The organism is Bremerella sp. P1, from assembly GCF_028748185.1.
Classification (GTDB): domain Bacteria; phylum Planctomycetota; class Planctomycetia; order Pirellulales; family Pirellulaceae; genus Bremerella.
In genome coordinates this window covers 3692764-3707179 of record NZ_CP118164.1, presented here as the reverse complement: position 1 = coordinate 3707179, position 14416 = coordinate 3692764, and the positions used below count along the sequence as shown (strand labels likewise).

Annotated in this window: 15 protein-coding genes and 1 pseudogene; 9 read left to right on the top strand and 7 right to left on the bottom strand. The window is 56.4% G+C overall.

The features are described 5' to 3' along the window. Nucleotides 1-60: 60 nt before the first annotated feature. Both PSR63_RS15585 and PSR63_RS15580 read right to left on the bottom strand, forming a co-directional pair. Nucleotides 61-1875 carry an outer membrane protein assembly factor BamB family protein gene (locus PSR63_RS15585; protein WP_274326600.1) on the bottom strand — a complete coding sequence of 605 codons (1815 nt, stop codon included), beginning with the start codon at nucleotides 1873-1875 and terminating at the stop codon, nucleotides 61-63. 108 nt (nucleotides 1876-1983) lie between these two features. Further along, entirely contained in the window at nucleotides 1984-2874 is an 891-nt protein-coding gene (locus tag PSR63_RS15580; protein ID WP_274326599.1) for an AraC family transcriptional regulator, read from the bottom strand. Between the two features lie 377 nt (nucleotides 2875-3251). Between PSR63_RS15580 and PSR63_RS15575 the strand changes: the two genes are divergently transcribed. The 4 genes and pseudogenes from PSR63_RS15575 to PSR63_RS15555 all read left to right on the top strand — a co-directional run bounded on the left by PSR63_RS15575 (nucleotide 3252) and on the right by PSR63_RS15555 (nucleotide 5697). Beyond that, entirely contained in the window at nucleotides 3252-3812 is a 561-nt protein-coding gene (locus tag PSR63_RS15575; RefSeq protein ID WP_274326598.1) for a (R)-mandelonitrile lyase, read from the top strand. Nucleotides 3813-3869: 57 nt separating this feature from the next. Continuing rightward, nucleotides 3870-4578: pseudogene (locus PSR63_RS28160) on the top strand (SDR family oxidoreductase). A gap of 68 nt (nucleotides 4579-4646) precedes the next feature. Continuing rightward, nucleotides 4647-4883, top strand: coding sequence for a tautomerase family protein (locus PSR63_RS15560; RefSeq protein ID WP_274326595.1), 237 nt, complete (start codon nucleotides 4647-4649; stop codon nucleotides 4881-4883). 52 nt (nucleotides 4884-4935) lie between these two features. Continuing rightward, nucleotides 4936-5697 (top strand): SDR family NAD(P)-dependent oxidoreductase, encoded by a 762-nt coding sequence (locus tag PSR63_RS15555; RefSeq protein ID WP_274326594.1) that lies wholly within the window; start codon nucleotides 4936-4938, stop codon nucleotides 5695-5697. A 54-nt stretch (nucleotides 5698-5751) separates the two neighbouring features. On the opposite strand, the gene PSR63_RS15550 is transcribed toward PSR63_RS15555, so the two are convergent. The 3 genes from PSR63_RS15550 to PSR63_RS15540 form a co-directional block, all read right to left on the bottom strand. Then, on the bottom strand, nucleotides 5752-6267 hold the full coding sequence (locus PSR63_RS15550) for a hypothetical protein (protein ID WP_274326593.1): 516 nt from the start codon (nucleotides 6265-6267) through the stop codon (nucleotides 5752-5754). 154 nt (nucleotides 6268-6421) lie between these two features. After that, nucleotides 6422-6811 carry a hypothetical protein gene (locus tag PSR63_RS15545; RefSeq protein WP_274326592.1) on the bottom strand — a complete coding sequence of 130 codons (390 nt, stop codon included), beginning with the start codon at nucleotides 6809-6811 and terminating at the stop codon, nucleotides 6422-6424. A gap of 102 nt (nucleotides 6812-6913) precedes the next feature. Then, nucleotides 6914-7459: a DUF1559 family PulG-like putative transporter gene (locus tag PSR63_RS15540; protein WP_274326591.1), complete on the bottom strand. Its 546-nt coding sequence runs from the start codon at nucleotides 7457-7459 to the stop codon at nucleotides 6914-6916. A gap of 343 nt (nucleotides 7460-7802) precedes the next feature. On the opposite strand from PSR63_RS15540, the gene PSR63_RS15535 reads away from it, so the two are divergent. From PSR63_RS15535 to PSR63_RS15525, 3 genes are read left to right on the top strand one after another with little or no spacing between them, the layout of a single operon-like run. Then, complete coding sequence (locus tag PSR63_RS15535) at nucleotides 7803-8213, top strand: sigma factor-like helix-turn-helix DNA-binding protein (RefSeq protein WP_274326590.1); 411 nt, start codon at nucleotides 7803-7805, stop codon at nucleotides 8211-8213. Next, complete coding sequence (locus tag PSR63_RS15530; RefSeq protein ID WP_274326589.1) at nucleotides 8210-9616, top strand: FecR domain-containing protein; 1407 nt, start codon at nucleotides 8210-8212, stop codon at nucleotides 9614-9616. Before PSR63_RS15535 ends, PSR63_RS15530 begins: the two co-directional genes overlap by 4 nt. A 53-nt stretch (nucleotides 9617-9669) precedes the next feature. After that, nucleotides 9670-11028 (top strand): rhamnogalacturonan acetylesterase, encoded by a 1359-nt coding sequence (locus PSR63_RS15525; protein ID WP_274326588.1) that lies wholly within the window; start codon nucleotides 9670-9672, stop codon nucleotides 11026-11028. 41 nt (nucleotides 11029-11069) lie between these two features. On the opposite strand, the gene PSR63_RS15520 is transcribed toward PSR63_RS15525, so the two are convergent. Together PSR63_RS15520 and PSR63_RS15515 are read right to left on the bottom strand one after the other, a co-directional pair. After that, the gene (locus PSR63_RS15520) at nucleotides 11070-11291 is read right to left on the bottom strand and encodes a DUF2905 domain-containing protein (protein WP_274326587.1); all 222 of its coding nucleotides are present in this window, start codon (nucleotides 11289-11291) and stop codon (nucleotides 11070-11072) included. 6 nt (nucleotides 11292-11297) lie between these two features. Further along, nucleotides 11298-12305, bottom strand: a complete 1008-nt coding sequence (locus PSR63_RS15515) for a methyltransferase (RefSeq protein ID WP_274326586.1) — start codon at nucleotides 12303-12305, stop codon at nucleotides 11298-11300. A gap of 325 nt (nucleotides 12306-12630) precedes the next feature. On the opposite strand from PSR63_RS15515, the gene PSR63_RS15510 reads away from it, so the two are divergent. Then, on the top strand, nucleotides 12631-13833 hold the full coding sequence (locus tag PSR63_RS15510) for an MFS transporter (RefSeq protein ID WP_274326585.1): 1203 nt from the start codon (nucleotides 12631-12633) through the stop codon (nucleotides 13831-13833). An 82-nt stretch (nucleotides 13834-13915) separates the two neighbouring features. Further along, nucleotides 13916-14350, top strand: a complete 435-nt coding sequence (locus PSR63_RS15505) for a sulfatase-like hydrolase/transferase (RefSeq protein ID WP_274326584.1) — start codon at nucleotides 13916-13918, stop codon at nucleotides 14348-14350. Nucleotides 14351-14416 lie beyond the last annotated feature (66 nt).

Sequence of the window (14416 nt, the reverse complement as noted above, 5' to 3'; positions counted from 1 at the left end):
GTTAGAACTCTAGTGGGTGTCGATTTCACTCAACCCAGCAATGAGTTGAATGTTCTTACGCTATTGCGCGTCTTCGCTGGTGAATGTATCCACTTCCGGTAGCCGAGAAACCTCATCGACGCCGGGGAGGCCGAAGCTGTAGACAGTACCATGGTCGGTCAGTGGAAAAGCGAATCCGCCCAGCGACCGCTTTGCTTTCTCCGCGTTCCAGGGGCGGAACAGATTATTCCCACTACCCACGTAAACGCGACCGCGTGAAATAGCGGGGCCGCACCAAACTGGCCCCAAGCGAAACTCCTTCAAGAGCTTTCCATTCGCGGTATTCAGTGCGGAAAGCTTGCCGCTTACATTGGTGGTGAAGAACATCACGTCATTGGCAACGGCGATTCCGGACGGGACCGGGTCGCCAGATAAATAGTGTTTGCCGTCGTGATTCTCGAAGTCAACCTTTTTACGCTCGTGTCGCCAGTTTTCGACCAACGATGTCGGAGATATCGCCGTTACGCGGCCGCCAGAAGGAGCGAAGGTTGATTCCTGACGAGAGAGAGAGACGCCCAGCCCTGGCCAGTCGATGCCGTTGACGTACACACGTTTGCCGTCATAAGCACATCCCGTTTGCAGTCCACCAATCGCGCTGGGCAATGCCAGAATACGCTCTTCCTTCGAAGCGGTGAGTTCTGGTTTCGGTGGCCCTTGGTAGGTTGGCGTCTTATGAATGATTTCGCCCGAGTCTCGATCGATAACGTAGAAGCTCCCATTTTTGCAGCCAACGCCTAGGACCTCCTTGCGTTTCCCCTGGTCCTGAATCGTATAGATCTTGGGAGTATCGCCGATCGAGAGATCTTTGTATTCGCCGGTCTTCTCGTTGTAAGCGGCGAGCGCATTGTTCCAAACATCGTTGGCGACGAGCTGACGTACCCACTTCTCTTTTCCATCATCGCAGTTGATCGCAATGATGGCGGACGAGTACTTGTTGTAAGGTCGCGAATCATCCGGCGTCGCACGCCGCGGAGCGTTGTGGGTGTCGGTGCCGAAGAAGAGTGTCTTCGATGCAGGATCATAACTGGGGGTACACCACACGGAACTCGTCGAAGGCCCCGCCACGAAGTAACGCTCCTTGCCGTCGCGCGACTCCATGGCAATCGGTATCGGAAAGTCCTCTGGCTGGGGACCGACATTGTAAACCCACAGCGAGTCGCCGGTGTCTGGATCGAACGCCGCGACAAACCCTCGCCCGCTACAACACTTGTACTCGGGAATCGCGCCCAGAGAGTGCTCGAAACCGCCGCCGGCCACGATCAGTTTGCCGTCGGCCATGATGGGGGATGACATTACCGTGTTGGCTTGGTGTGCACTGGGGAAGGGGGGCTTCTTCGTTTTCACACGCCACAGCTCTTCTCCCGTGTAGCGGTCCAGGCAGATGACCTGCCCGCCGAAGGTTCCAAAGAAGACTTTACCGTCTTGAACAAGTGCCGAATTCATCACTCCGTCGGTGACGTTCTCGGCATTGTGTTTGATGTAGGGGTCGCCTTCCTCGGCCGTTATCACCGATTTGATCTGATACTTCCAGGCCAGCTTCCCGCTGGGTGTCAGCTTATAGAACGCCGGATTGGTACGTGTTGTGCCGAAGTAGACAAAGCCGTTCACGATCACCGGCATGGCATGCACGATGCCAATTCGCTCCGAAGAACCTTTGCCTGGAAATCGCCACTTCTCGACGAGTTCTCCCGCGTTTGAGGAGTTCAACGTCTGCTCGCCGTGATTAAACCGCCAACCAGCGTTGTCGTAGTTATATTGCTTCCAGTCCTGGGAATCCCCGGCAAAAAGAAGTGATCCCCAAGTGAGCACAAGCAGCAAGCAGAGAAGTCGAATCATGAGAGGTCTCCAGACGCAATGACAAGGTTCTACCCTTATCAATGCGATATTTCAGCCTGGAACCCGCAATAAATCCTGAGATTTTTTTGTCTGGCAACAACAGCCTTTTTAAGAAGTTGCTGCCAAGACCGCGTCGATATCCTGGCGCGGAGGTGCCCCGAACATGCGACGGTACTCTCGGCTGAACTGGGAAGGGCTTTCATACCCGACGCGGAAGGCTGCTTGGGCGGCGTCGATTTTCTCGCCGAGCATCAGGTTACGAGCTTCCTGGAGTCGCATCCGTTTTTGATACTGCAGTGGCGTCATCGCTGTTACATTTTTGAAGTGCAAGTGAAACGAGGAAGTGCTCAGCCCGACTTGCTCGGCCAGCGATTCGATTTTCAACGGGTCCGCAAAGTGGGCCTTGAGCCATCGGATCGCCTGAGCGATCCGATACGCAGGGGCACCGGCCAATGCCATTTGGCGAAGCCTTAGTCCCTGCGAACTGGTCAGGACGCGATGCGTGATCTCGCGTAAGACGTACGGGGCCAACGGCCCAATGTCCTGAGGTTCATCCAAAAGGTGGACCAGTCGCGTCACGGCATCCAAGAGCTTCGGCTCGACGTTGGATACGGCGAGTCCTCGCTCTGGCGGGCCGGTCGATGAAACGGCCGTGCCATCGGCCAGCAGTTCACCAACGACCTTGGGATCGAACGAGATCTGCAAACCGACATAGGGATTGTTCGCGGTCGCCTCCAAGACGCGGGCATCCACCGGCAAGTCGACCGATACCAACAAGAACTGGCCAGGATCCATGCGATACGAATCGCCAGCCAATACGACTTCTTTGGCCCCTTGAGCCACGATGCACAAGCAAGGTTCGTAAACGAGAGACGTGTTCTGGGTGGGACTCGCGAAACTCGAAAGCTTCAGTTCAGGAATCTCCGTCGGAATCAACGCGTCGGCCTTGGCATGGCGTGCGATGGCGGAAACGAGCGTTTTCATTTCAGGGCTATTCATATCACCTTCTCCGGTAAGGGTCATTGACTCACTATACCGCCAACGCATGCCGATGGCCACGAAAACGCCCAACACCAAGGAGAATCAGGCAATCGACCTACAGGATTGTGTTATCCGATCGCTATGCCATGCCCATAACATGAACCTGGTAATACCAAGGAAGACATCAGCACCTAGACAATGAATCCTAGCGAGTTTTTACCTAAAAGCCTATTTCAGGCGACTTTCAGTCACCCGGCAGCCCAATCGAGGCCTGACCAGCAAGCCAAAGAGAATTAGGCAATAACCCTGGAGAATCGGCTTATCGGTCATTCCCGCGAATTGCCTACGATGGAAGTACTGAAAGCAACACGCCCCATCGCACAGGACAAATACAAATGGTAACGCACCACGAGAGCAACACGGAAACGCCCTTGCCGTTCTCCCAGGCGTATCTCGGTCGCCGAAAGTTTGTCCTCGTGGCCGGGGCGACCGCGCTCGCATTCTCGACGATCGGTCGAACCTGGGCAGAAGATCAACCTAAAACGATGAAGGAGCAAGCCGTGGAAATCAAACGAAACGGATCGCAACCATCCCAACCAGGCCCTTCGGATTGGTTCACCGGTCAGACCCGCATCGATCCCTTGTTCGGATCGCCTGAGCCTGCACGTGCCGGTGGCGCCAACGTGACCTTCGAGCCGGGTGCTCGGACGGCATGGCATACCCACCCACTCGGCCAGACACTGATCGTGACTTCGGGAGTCGGCCGCGTCCAAGTCTGGGGCGAGCCAATGCAAGAGATCCGCCCAGGCGACGTCGTCTGGTTCCCACCAGGCGAGAAGCACTGGCACGGGGCTGCACCGAATAAGGCCATGACGCACATCGCGATCCAAGAAGGTCTCGACGGCAAGTTCGTCGAATGGATGGAACACGTCACCGACGAGCAATACGGCAAGTAGTACTCGAACAGATACGCGGTGAACTCAACACCCAAATCATCAACAAGGAAACGAGTCATGTTAAGTCAAAACATTCAAGACAAAGTTGTCGTCATCACCGGGGCCAGCAGTGGCCTGGGCGAAGCAACCGCTCGACTGCTTGCCTCGGAAGGAGCCAAAGTCGTCCTGGCTGCCCGTCGCTCCGATCGCATTCAAGCGTTGGCCGAAGAGCTTGGTGAAAATGCCCTGGCGGTCCCCACCGACGTTACCGACCTCAAGCAGGTCCAGCAGCTCGTCGACAAGGCAGTGGAAGCGTTCGGTCGAATTGATGTCATGCTGAACAACGCAGGCCTCATGCCCCTGGCCCCGCTGGAAGAGCTCAAGACAGACGAGTGGAACCAGATGATTGATGTGAACCTGAAGGGAGTTCTTAACGGAATTGCCGCGGCACTTCATCAACGTTTCGTCCGTCTATGGTCACAAACTGGGTCCGGCCGCGACGGTCTACTGTGCCACCAAGTTTGCTGTCAGAGCTCTATCCGAAGGCCTACGCCAAGAGGTCAAGCCGTACAACATTCGCACGACGGTCATCTCCCCTGGGGCCGTTGCCACAGAACTGTTGGAGCACATCAGTGACGAAAAGATCCAGGCCGAAACCAAGGACTTCGTCAGCCAGATTGCTGTGCCTGCGGCCACCTTTGCCCGCATGGTCGCATTTGCAATCAATGAGCCTGAAGATGTCGACGTGAACGAGATCCTGTTCCGGCCGACCGCACAGCCTATTTAAGACCTGTGCATGTTGTTACCACTAGTCACTCCTTCACCAGCAATAACGAGGTAACCGGAGAACGAACCATGCCCCATATCATCGTCAAACTCTGGCCAGGCAAAAGCGACGAGCAGAAGCAGCAACTCGCCGAGCGTATTACGAAAGATGTGATCGACGTGCTACACAACAGCGAAGCGTCGATCTCCGTCGCGTTTGAAGAAGTAGAAGCCAGCCAGTGGGGCGACAAGGTCTATAAGCCAGACATTCTCGCCAAGCCAGAGCAGCTCTACAAAAAGCCCGGCTACGACATGGGTGATCTGTAAGCATCCCACATCCATTGCAGCACGACGGTCACATCAAGTGATAGGAAAATTCATGAACATATCTTTCGAGAACCAAGTCGCCCTGGTAACCGGTGCCGCATCGGGTATGGGACTGGCAACCGCTCGAGCCTTTGCCGAAGCGGGAGCAAAAGTTGTCTTAGCCGACTACCGCGAGGATGTCGTCCAGGCGGAAGCAGAGAAACTGCTCCGCGAAGGCAGACAAGCCATGGCCGTTGGCTGTGACGTGAGCGACGAAAGCCAGATCGAAGCGATGGTCGATCGCGTCGTCGCCCAGTTTGGCCGATTAGACGTTGCGTTCAACAACGCAGGTGTCATGGCAAAGATTGCTCCTATTGCAGAAAGCCAAACCGACGAATGGGAACGCGTCATCGGGATCAACCTGCGAGGCGTCTGGAGCGGCATGAAGTACGAGCTGCGACAGATGGAGAAGCAAGGCAGCGGGGCCATCGTCAACAATGCTTCGGTCGGGGCCATCACCGGCAACCCGGGCATCGCTTCCTACATTGCATCCAAGCATGGCGTTGTCGGACTGACGAGAACAGCCGCTCTGGAATACATCAGCAAGGGGATTCGCGTGAATGCGGTCAATCCAGGTTTGATCGATACACAAATCGCTCGAGACGTGGTGAGCGGAGACGAGAAAGCTTACGACGACTTTGCCAAGCGTGTTCCGATCGGTCGGGCAGGAACTCCAGAAGAAATTGCTTCGGCCGTGTTATGGCTCAGCAGTTCGGCAGCCAGCTATGTTGTCGGCCAGGCAATCACCGTCGATGGCGGAATGACCGTAGGGTAGTGATCGATCTGATCACTACCCTTTCGATCGTGTCGGCTTAGCTGCTGGCCACTACTATTCGGTCGACTTCGCGTCTTCAGCAGCAGGCTCAGCGGCTGGCTCAGCGGCTGGTTCAGCGGCTGGTTCAGCGGCTGGTTCCTCTTGAGCTACTTCGGCCGGGGCCGGCTCGGCTGGTGGCTCTGGCTTCTTTTCGAGCTTGATGGCGATGTCGTTCTTGCCGCCGGTGACGACTACCACCTTGTCTTCGGCCTGCCATTGGTTCCACTGGCTAACCACGACCGGTTGACCACTTTCATCCTCCAGAGTTTCTGGGGGAGTGAATAGCACGGTGTAATTTCCTGCCGAAAGGAGATCATTTCCGGCGGTGCGTACTTCGTACGTCCCATCCGGGTGGATCTCGCCCGAGGCCGGCTTGGTGCCGCTACCGGATTCCGGTTGGAACACGAGCGAGCCTTCGGTCACCTTCTCTCCTTCGGCCGTAACCGTTCCGGTAACCGCAGCGGGTTCCGTGCAACCACTTGCCAAAAAGAGAATCGTAGCAGCAGCCATTCCGAGAAGATTCGTACGCATGGGAGGTTCCAATTTTGTGAGATGAGTGTGACGGGCTGGCATTCGGAAAGGAATCGCAGCCGCTTCGTTCCGCTGCCGGGAGACAGCCCGGCTGGATGCGGAAAGCAAAGTCTGGGACGTACCTGGCGTACTTGTTACCAGGGTTCCTCGATTTCTACTTCGTCAGCTCGATCGTGATGACGTTTTCGCCCGCTTCGACGTTGATGGGCTCGGAGGGAGCTTTGAAGCCTTTCCATGGGCTAACCTTAACGGCTCGGCCACGTTCATCTTCAAGCGTATCCGGAGCGGTGTATAAAACCTGGTAGGTTCCCGGCGAAAGAGGTTCGTCGCCTGCGGTTCGCATCCGGAACGTGCCGTCTTCCTGGATCGTGCCTGCGGCAGGCTTTACCTTGCCGGCACCATCGATGGGACGAAACACCAGCTGGCCGTTGTCAACGTTCTTGCCATTGCTAGTGACCACGCCCGTGACGGTTGACTGTGCAGAACAGCCGACGGCACTCAACAGGATCGCAACAGCCAACAGTCCCAAAACTTTCGTGTGCATCGTTTTCCTCGCTGATAAGTATGGCGTTCTACGGCAGACACGCTGCCCGTGGCCTGCCGTAGAACAATCCACACCGTATAGGGGCTTGCTTGAATAAGGGGTTTAGAATCCAGGAACGACGTTGCCATCGTTACGCGTGCCCAGGTCGTCGTAGGCAGTCAGGTCGATCGTTTCTGCCAGGAAGTGAACCGAGGCATCCGCGAAGATGAACTGACATCCGCCTGGGTGCAGGCTACCGAAGCCGGAGTTCAGGCTCCACGAGGTCGCTCCACTGCCATCGACACCACCACCATTGTTGAGATTGATCGGAGCACTGGCATTGGCCTGACGCTTGTTCGACCACTGGGTGTAGTACGAGGTACCACCGCGTCGAGCGTAACCGGCCCAGATCGGATAGGCTTCGTTGTCGCCGTTGGGTGCAGCACCGGCCTTGCTACCGCCACACTCGCCAAGGGCGATCGTGTTGGAGGTACCGTCGGTGATCGAAGCCATGTCGACGAGTTGTCCGGTGCGGAAACGATCGGTGAAACCGTCGCCGTTGGTACCGTAGTTGGCGGCGTAGTTGCTGGTACCACACTTCACTTGCTCGTCCGAGTGAGGACGCTGACCAGGCAGCACATCGGAAGGGCAGCGGTAAGCATCAATCACGGTCTGCTCATACCCTGGGTCGCCCCAGTTGCCGTTACCACCGTCCGAGCAGTTGCAGTGCTCTAATCAGGCAGCGGAAAAAACCGGGAAAATCAATTATTTGTCCGAAATCACCGCCCAATTTTTCTTTCCGGTGGGGATACCCCTATAGAGATAGAATCGCGAGAGGTGGATTTGCCAGCCTCTTCGCAGCACTCGAAAGCCGTAGCCAAATGGACAGTCCAGACGTGGACATTGCCCGAAATGACTTCGTCGAAAAGTTCGCTACCAATCAGCAGCGGATCTTTGCGTTCGTGGTGTCCCTCGCCCCTGGGTGGACCGAGGCCGAGGAATTTTTTAGCGCGTGAGCGTCGTGCTTTGGCGGAAGTGGGACGAGTACGATCCTGAAAAGGAATTCCTCGGCTGGGCATTGGGTGTGGCCCGGCTCGAAGTACTCAAGCACATGTCCGACATCAAACGCCGACGCGAGATCATCGATGCCGATGCGATCAAGGCCGTGGAAGCCAGGACACTGGAAGTCGCCGAAGACGTCGGCGATCGGATGGTGGCCCTGCGGGACTGTCTGATGAAGCTACCGCAACATCAGCGTTCGCTCGTCGAGCGGTGCTATGCCGGAGTCGAACGAATTAAAGACATTGCCGATGCCCTCGAACTAACTTCAAACTCGCTCTATTCGCGGCTGAAACGCATTCGTGAAGTATTGCACGAATGTATTGACCGCAAGATGGCAGCGGAGGAGTCACAGATACCGTGAACAAGAACAAACCACCAGAATTATTCGGCGACATGATTGCCGACAAACAGGCTCGCGACCTGGTCGACGCTTGTGTCAGTGGTGTTGCCACGGAAGAACAACGTGACCAACTGAGCAGGCTCATCGTCGAATCGCCTGAGGTGTGCGACTATTACATTGCCCAGTGCACGATGGTCAGCCAGTTGCTGACGTACTCGAAAGACGTTCCGGAAGTTAAACCTGAACCTCCCACGATCGAGCGGCCGCAAACCCGTGGGCACATGATCGCCGGATGGTTCGTCGCGATCGCCGCGTCCGTTCTGATTGCCGTCATCGTGAACTACTCGCAATGGGATACGCCGAAAAACGTCGTCAATGTCGCCCAGTCGGAAGTCGTGGGCGAAATGCTCAGCGAGATCGGCATCAAGGAGTCGAAACCTGTCGCTTTGATGATGGGGCAACCCATTTCAGTGGAAAAGGGTTCCCGAGAAGTGCGACTGCTGAATAACGTCAGCTTCTCCGTAGCTGCTCCGGCATCCTTTGTCATCGAGAGCGCTAACCAATGCCGCGTATGGCAAGGGCGAATGACGGTCAGCGTGCCGGAAGATGCCAAGGGCTTCCGCGTCGTCACCGATCATGCCGATATCGTCGACACGGGAACGCGTTTCGGATTGGCCGTGAATCCGGAAACAGGGACCGACGTGGCCGTCTTCGAGGGACGCGTCGACCTCGCTTCGCAGCGTCAGGAGAAACGCCTGGAGGTCGGCCGGGCTGCCAACATCGCGACCGACGGAACCATGTCGCGGATGCAGCTGGTCAAAATCGATACCTTCGAAGCGTCGAACCGATCCGCGGATTCCCAGGAATCGACCTTATCGTCGGTTCACGACAATATCCATTCCAGCGATGAGTTCGGCTATTACCGAATCGTGCCCAACGGCTTTGGCGAAGAGCAACCAGCCTATGTCGATCGCGACCACCAGTGGAACGGTGTCACCGCCGATGGCTTGCCGCGGGAACTGCTGGGCGGCGATTACATCATGCCGTTCAACAACGACAAAGTGGAACAAGACATCGAAGTCACGATCACGCTTTCTCGGGAAGCAGACCTCTACGTTTTGTTTGACAAACGAGGTGAAGCTCCGAAATGGCTAACCGATGGCTTCGTCGATACCGACGAAGAAGCGGGACAGGACGAAGGCGGCGAAGTACCTGGCTTTAATACCCACAAGCGGACAACGATCGGCAGTGGTGTCTCGATCGATGCGGTCTTTTCCGTCTGGAAGAGTCGCAAACCGCTCAAGGGAGATGTCACACTCGGCGGTCTCTGGAATGAAAAGCCTGATTCGGCCATTACCACCGGGGCAGAGATTTCGATGTATGGGGTTGTTGCCGTACCCGTTTCCGCGTCGGACGCCAACTAACTTCATTCAAGCGATCGCGATCACCTTCTTTGATTCGCTGCGGAGTTCTCCTCATGTTGTTGCCTAAGCTTGCCCATGCCTTGCCGCGAGTTCAGCCCATTCGTATCGCCTTGGTTGCGTTCGCGATGGTGGGTTGCTCTTTCATGGCCCTACGTGAGGTCAGCGCACAGCTTGCCAAGATCGAACATCAGCTCGGCCGGTCGACGACTTCTACATCGCCGGAAGCGATGCGATTTGATTTCGGCTCAGGCCCGGTCAAACCAGGCTGGATCCAGGTTCAACCCGATCTCATATACGATGCCGAAATCGGTTACGGAATCGACTTAGGCACCAAGCCTACGGCGGAAACTCGCGAGGGCAAGGATGCGGTCCAGCGAGATCGGCTGACCAGCAAAACGCCGTTCTACTTCTCGGTGCGGCTGCCTGAGGGCAACTATCGGGTGCGGGTGATCTTCGGCGACTCGCAGTCCGCTTCCTCCAATACGGTTAAGGTCGAAGCGCGGCGGCTCATGCTGGAGCATGTGGCAACAAGTCCCGGCGAATTTGCGGTCCATGAATTCACCGTCAACCTGCGATCCGCCCAACTCCCCAATGGAGACTGGGTGCGTCTGAAGCGAGGCGAAGCCGACAAGTTTCATTGGGACGACAAGCTGACCATCGAGTTCAACCGTTCGCGACCTTCGGTATGCGGACTGGAGATTCTTCCCACCAGCAAAGCGACGACCTTATTCCTATTGGGTGACTCTACCGTGACCGACCAGGCCAACGAACCCTGGAATAGCTGGGGGCAAATGGTCACGCGGTTCTTCGATGCGGATGTCGCCGTTGCAAACTATGCCGAGTCGGGCGAATCGCTACGGAGCTCGCTCGGTGAACTTCGCGTCGAGAAAGTGTTGTCCTCGCTGCGGCCCAACGACTACGTGTTCGTGCAGTTTGGACACAACGACCAAAAGATCCAAGGGGACGACGCACTCCCCAAGTATAAGACCAACCTGGCAAAGCTTGTCGACAAGGTTCGCGAGCGGGGAGCGACGCCGGTGCTGGTGACGTCCATGGAACGCAAGGGCGGGCAAAAGAAGGCGACCTTGGGCTTGTACCCGCAAACCGTTCGCGAGGTGGCCGCGGAAAAGAAGGTCGCGCTGATTGATCTCAATCAGATGAGCGTGCAGCTATACAAGGGCCTGGGAGGAGACCTCAACAAAGCATTTCAAGACGGAACGCACCACAACGCGTACGGCAGCTACCAGTTGGCCCAGTGCGTCGTGCATGGCATTCAGCAAAGCGTACCGGAACTGGCCAGTCATCTAAGATCGGACTTTCCGTCATTCGACCCAGGCGAGCCAGACCCGGTCGACTCGTGGAATCTGCCGCCCAGTCCCCACGTCGATCTAACGCCCCCGGAAGGTAGCTAGTTTCGACGCTTCTACCAGAAACGAGTTCTTACTTGCGGGTTTCACTTTGAAAAGTACCGCACCAGCCACAAGATTCCGGTCAGCAGCAAGCTCAGCACGATGCAGGTCGTGATGGGGATATAGATTCGGGTGTGCTCCCCTTCGATGCGGATATCTCCCGGCAGCTTGCCGAGCCAGGGGATCGAGGGAAAGAGGAGCCAGACCAAGCCGACTCCTGCAATCGCGACGCCGATGATGATTAACGTCCAGGCAGGATGCAGCATAGCCCGTTACCGCTTCACGGCCTCGATGATGCTGACCTCACTTGTGGTCGGAATCACCTGTGTCAACTCAAAGCCCGCCTGATCGAGTAGTGCCCGATATTCTTCTGCGGTCCGTTCCTTGCCACCGGGAATCAGCAGCATGACCAAATCGAGGAACTTGCCGCCGAACGGGTCGTTGCCCGGCGGAATCACACTTTCCACGATCAACAGCTTCGTATTGGCCGACATGGCCTGACGACAATTCCGCAGTATGGTGAGCGACTTTTCGTCATCCCAGTCGTGGATGATGTGCCGCATCAGGTAGATGTCGGCCCCTTCAGGAACGGACTCAAAGAAGCTTCCGCCGACCAACTCGCAGCGATCCAACAACCCGGCCGATTCAATCGAGTTCTTCGCGCGCTCGATCACGTGCGGCAAGTCGAACAGGATGCCTTTCAGATCGCTGTTCCGGTTAAGAACCTGGCTGATCTGCGATCCGTTGCCACCCCCGATGTCGGCCAGGACACCGACCCCTGAGAAATCGTAGGCACTGAGAACGATATCCGATTCCCGGCCGTGGATACCAACCATCGCGGCATCGAAGATACGGGCCTTGTCGGGGTTCTCGCTCAGGTACTCGAAGATCGGTTTACCAAAAGCTTTGTCGAAGGCCGTCTTGCCGGTTTGAATGCTGTACTCGATCTCGGCCCATGTGCGGAACTGTTCATCCCCGGCCATCAACGCCAGCGCCCGCTTCGACCCAGGCACATCACTTTGCAGCGGCTCGGCCAGTGGTGTCAACGCGAAGTGACGTGGCTCACCTTCCGCAAAGATCCCTACGCTTGCCAGTGCCCGTAGCAGTCGGTACAGGGCATCCGCATTGGTCGAAGTGGCTTCGGCCAACTGCCCGATCGACTTCGGGCCATCGATGAGATGGTCGGCAATATTGAACTTGGCCGCAGCGTAAATCGCTTGCGAAATCCAATAGCCGGAAATCATCTGATCGAGTTGCTGCGGTGGTGATGCTTTGGTCATAGCTTTCCTCTTTGTCCCCAGGCGTCTACTTCGACCATTCCATTTGAAGGTTGGTTTCATGGTGAAGCGGTCATCTCGATCTTCACCAATCGTGATTCTACCGGGCAAGAAGACGGCGTGGTAGATTTGCTCGACCATCCAGTGCAATCAAGCTGGAAAGTCGCCCTGATCTGGCAGGGGCATTGCCAGCAGGTTTCTATTTTTCGCTATCAAATGTTGGCCTTACGATGCGAGAATACGCTTTCAACTCGACAACCAGGAGTACCCAATGGCAATCCGCTTGTACTGCCCGGCGAAGTCGTTGATGTCGTAGCGATGGATTGAAATGGACAACGAAGAACTCCCGACTTCACCGAACCATCCACGCCTGCCCCGGAACGTCAAGTTGCTGGGCTGGGCAAGCTGTTTGAACGACATCGCCAGCGAGATGATCTTCCCACTCTTGCCGCAGTTTCTCATCACGGTCTTGGGTGGAAACCGGCTTCACCTGGGGATCATCGAAGGCGTGGCCGACTCCGTCGCGAGCTTGCTCAAGCTATGGTCAGGTGCCTGGTCCGATCGAGTTTCCAAGCGCAAAGGCTTTGTGATCTTTGGCTACGCGCTGGCCGCCATTTCACGTCCCCTGATTGGTGTCATCACCGTTCCGTGGCAGTTGTTCTTTGCTCGTACGGCCGACCGCATCGGCAAAGGCATCCGCACGTCGCCACGAGACGCTTTGATTGCGGACTCGACGTCCGCCCATTATCGCGGCCGTGCGTTCGGCTTCCATCGTGCTATGGATCATCTGGGCGCCGCCATTGGTCCAGTGATCGCTACCGCCTTTCTTTGGTTCTGTCCTGGCCAGTTGAGGCTGCTCTTTCTACTGACGGTCGTGCCGGGGTTGGTCGTGGTGGGCCTGCTGATCTTTGGTTTACGAGAAGTCGTTCGAACCGAGCCGACCAAAGAGCCGTTTCAGTGGACGCTCAAGCCGTTCGACAACAACTTTCGGTTGTACCTGCTCGCCTTGGTCGTCTTCACGCTGGGCAATTCCAGCGATGCATTCCTGCTTGTGCGGGCAAGCGAGCTAGGCGTGCCGATGTTCCTGTTGCCGTTGCTCTGGTTCACTTTTCATATCGCCAAGAGCATTGGTAATCTGCTGGTGGGTGGACTTGTCGATCGCGTGGGTCCTCGCTTGCCTTTGTTTCTCGGTTGGTTCATCTATTCTGGTGTCTACCTGGCCTTTGCTCTGGCGACGACTGCCTGGCACGCCTGGGCGTTCTTCCTGTTGTACGCCGTCTTCTATTCGTTAACCGAGCCTGCCGAGAAGACGCTGGTCGCCAACCTGGTCGGCACCGAGCGGAAGGGCCTGGCGTTCGGTTGGTACAACTTCGCGATCGGCATCTCCGCTTTGCCATCGAGCCTGATCTTCGGTGTTCTGTACGAAGAGTTCGGGCCGTTGCCCGCGTTTGGCTGGGGAGCCGCATTAGCGCTGGTAGCCGTGATTTTACTGATCGGCGTTAAGCAACCAGATGCGATGACCGCCGATTAGCGTGCTCACGATTTTCGCAAGCAACCAATCCAAGGAAACTTACAGCGACGCCTGCGGACGGTGCCCGTTCGCTGGACAAAAAGTGCAGAAAACCGGTACTCTTCCCAATAGTGTGGCCCCACTGGCCGAGATGCTGCGACTCAACGGGTACAGCACAGGTGCGTTCGGCAAGTGGCATGAGACCGCGGCGTGGGAAACCAGTTTGTCCGGCCCATTCGACCGTTGGCCCACCCATCAGGGCTTCGACAAGTTCTACGGCTTTATCGGCGGCGAAACGGATCAGTGGTATCCACTTGTCTACGACGGCGTAACGCGGGTGACACCACCCAAGACAAAGGACTACCACTTCACGACCGACATGACCGAACAGGCAGTGAATTGGATAAGAGCCCAGCAGTCTTTGACGCATGGATGTACCTTGCACGACTTCCGCAAACGCTTCAAATTCAGCAAACTCAAAACGCGCCATGTTTCAAAACGACCTTTGTCAAACGAGATACGACATTTGTCTTGCTGACCAGAAGGTTGGCCGAAATTTTGTAGACATTTGGTTCTGGCCACTGGTAAAAATAGGGCGAGAGTG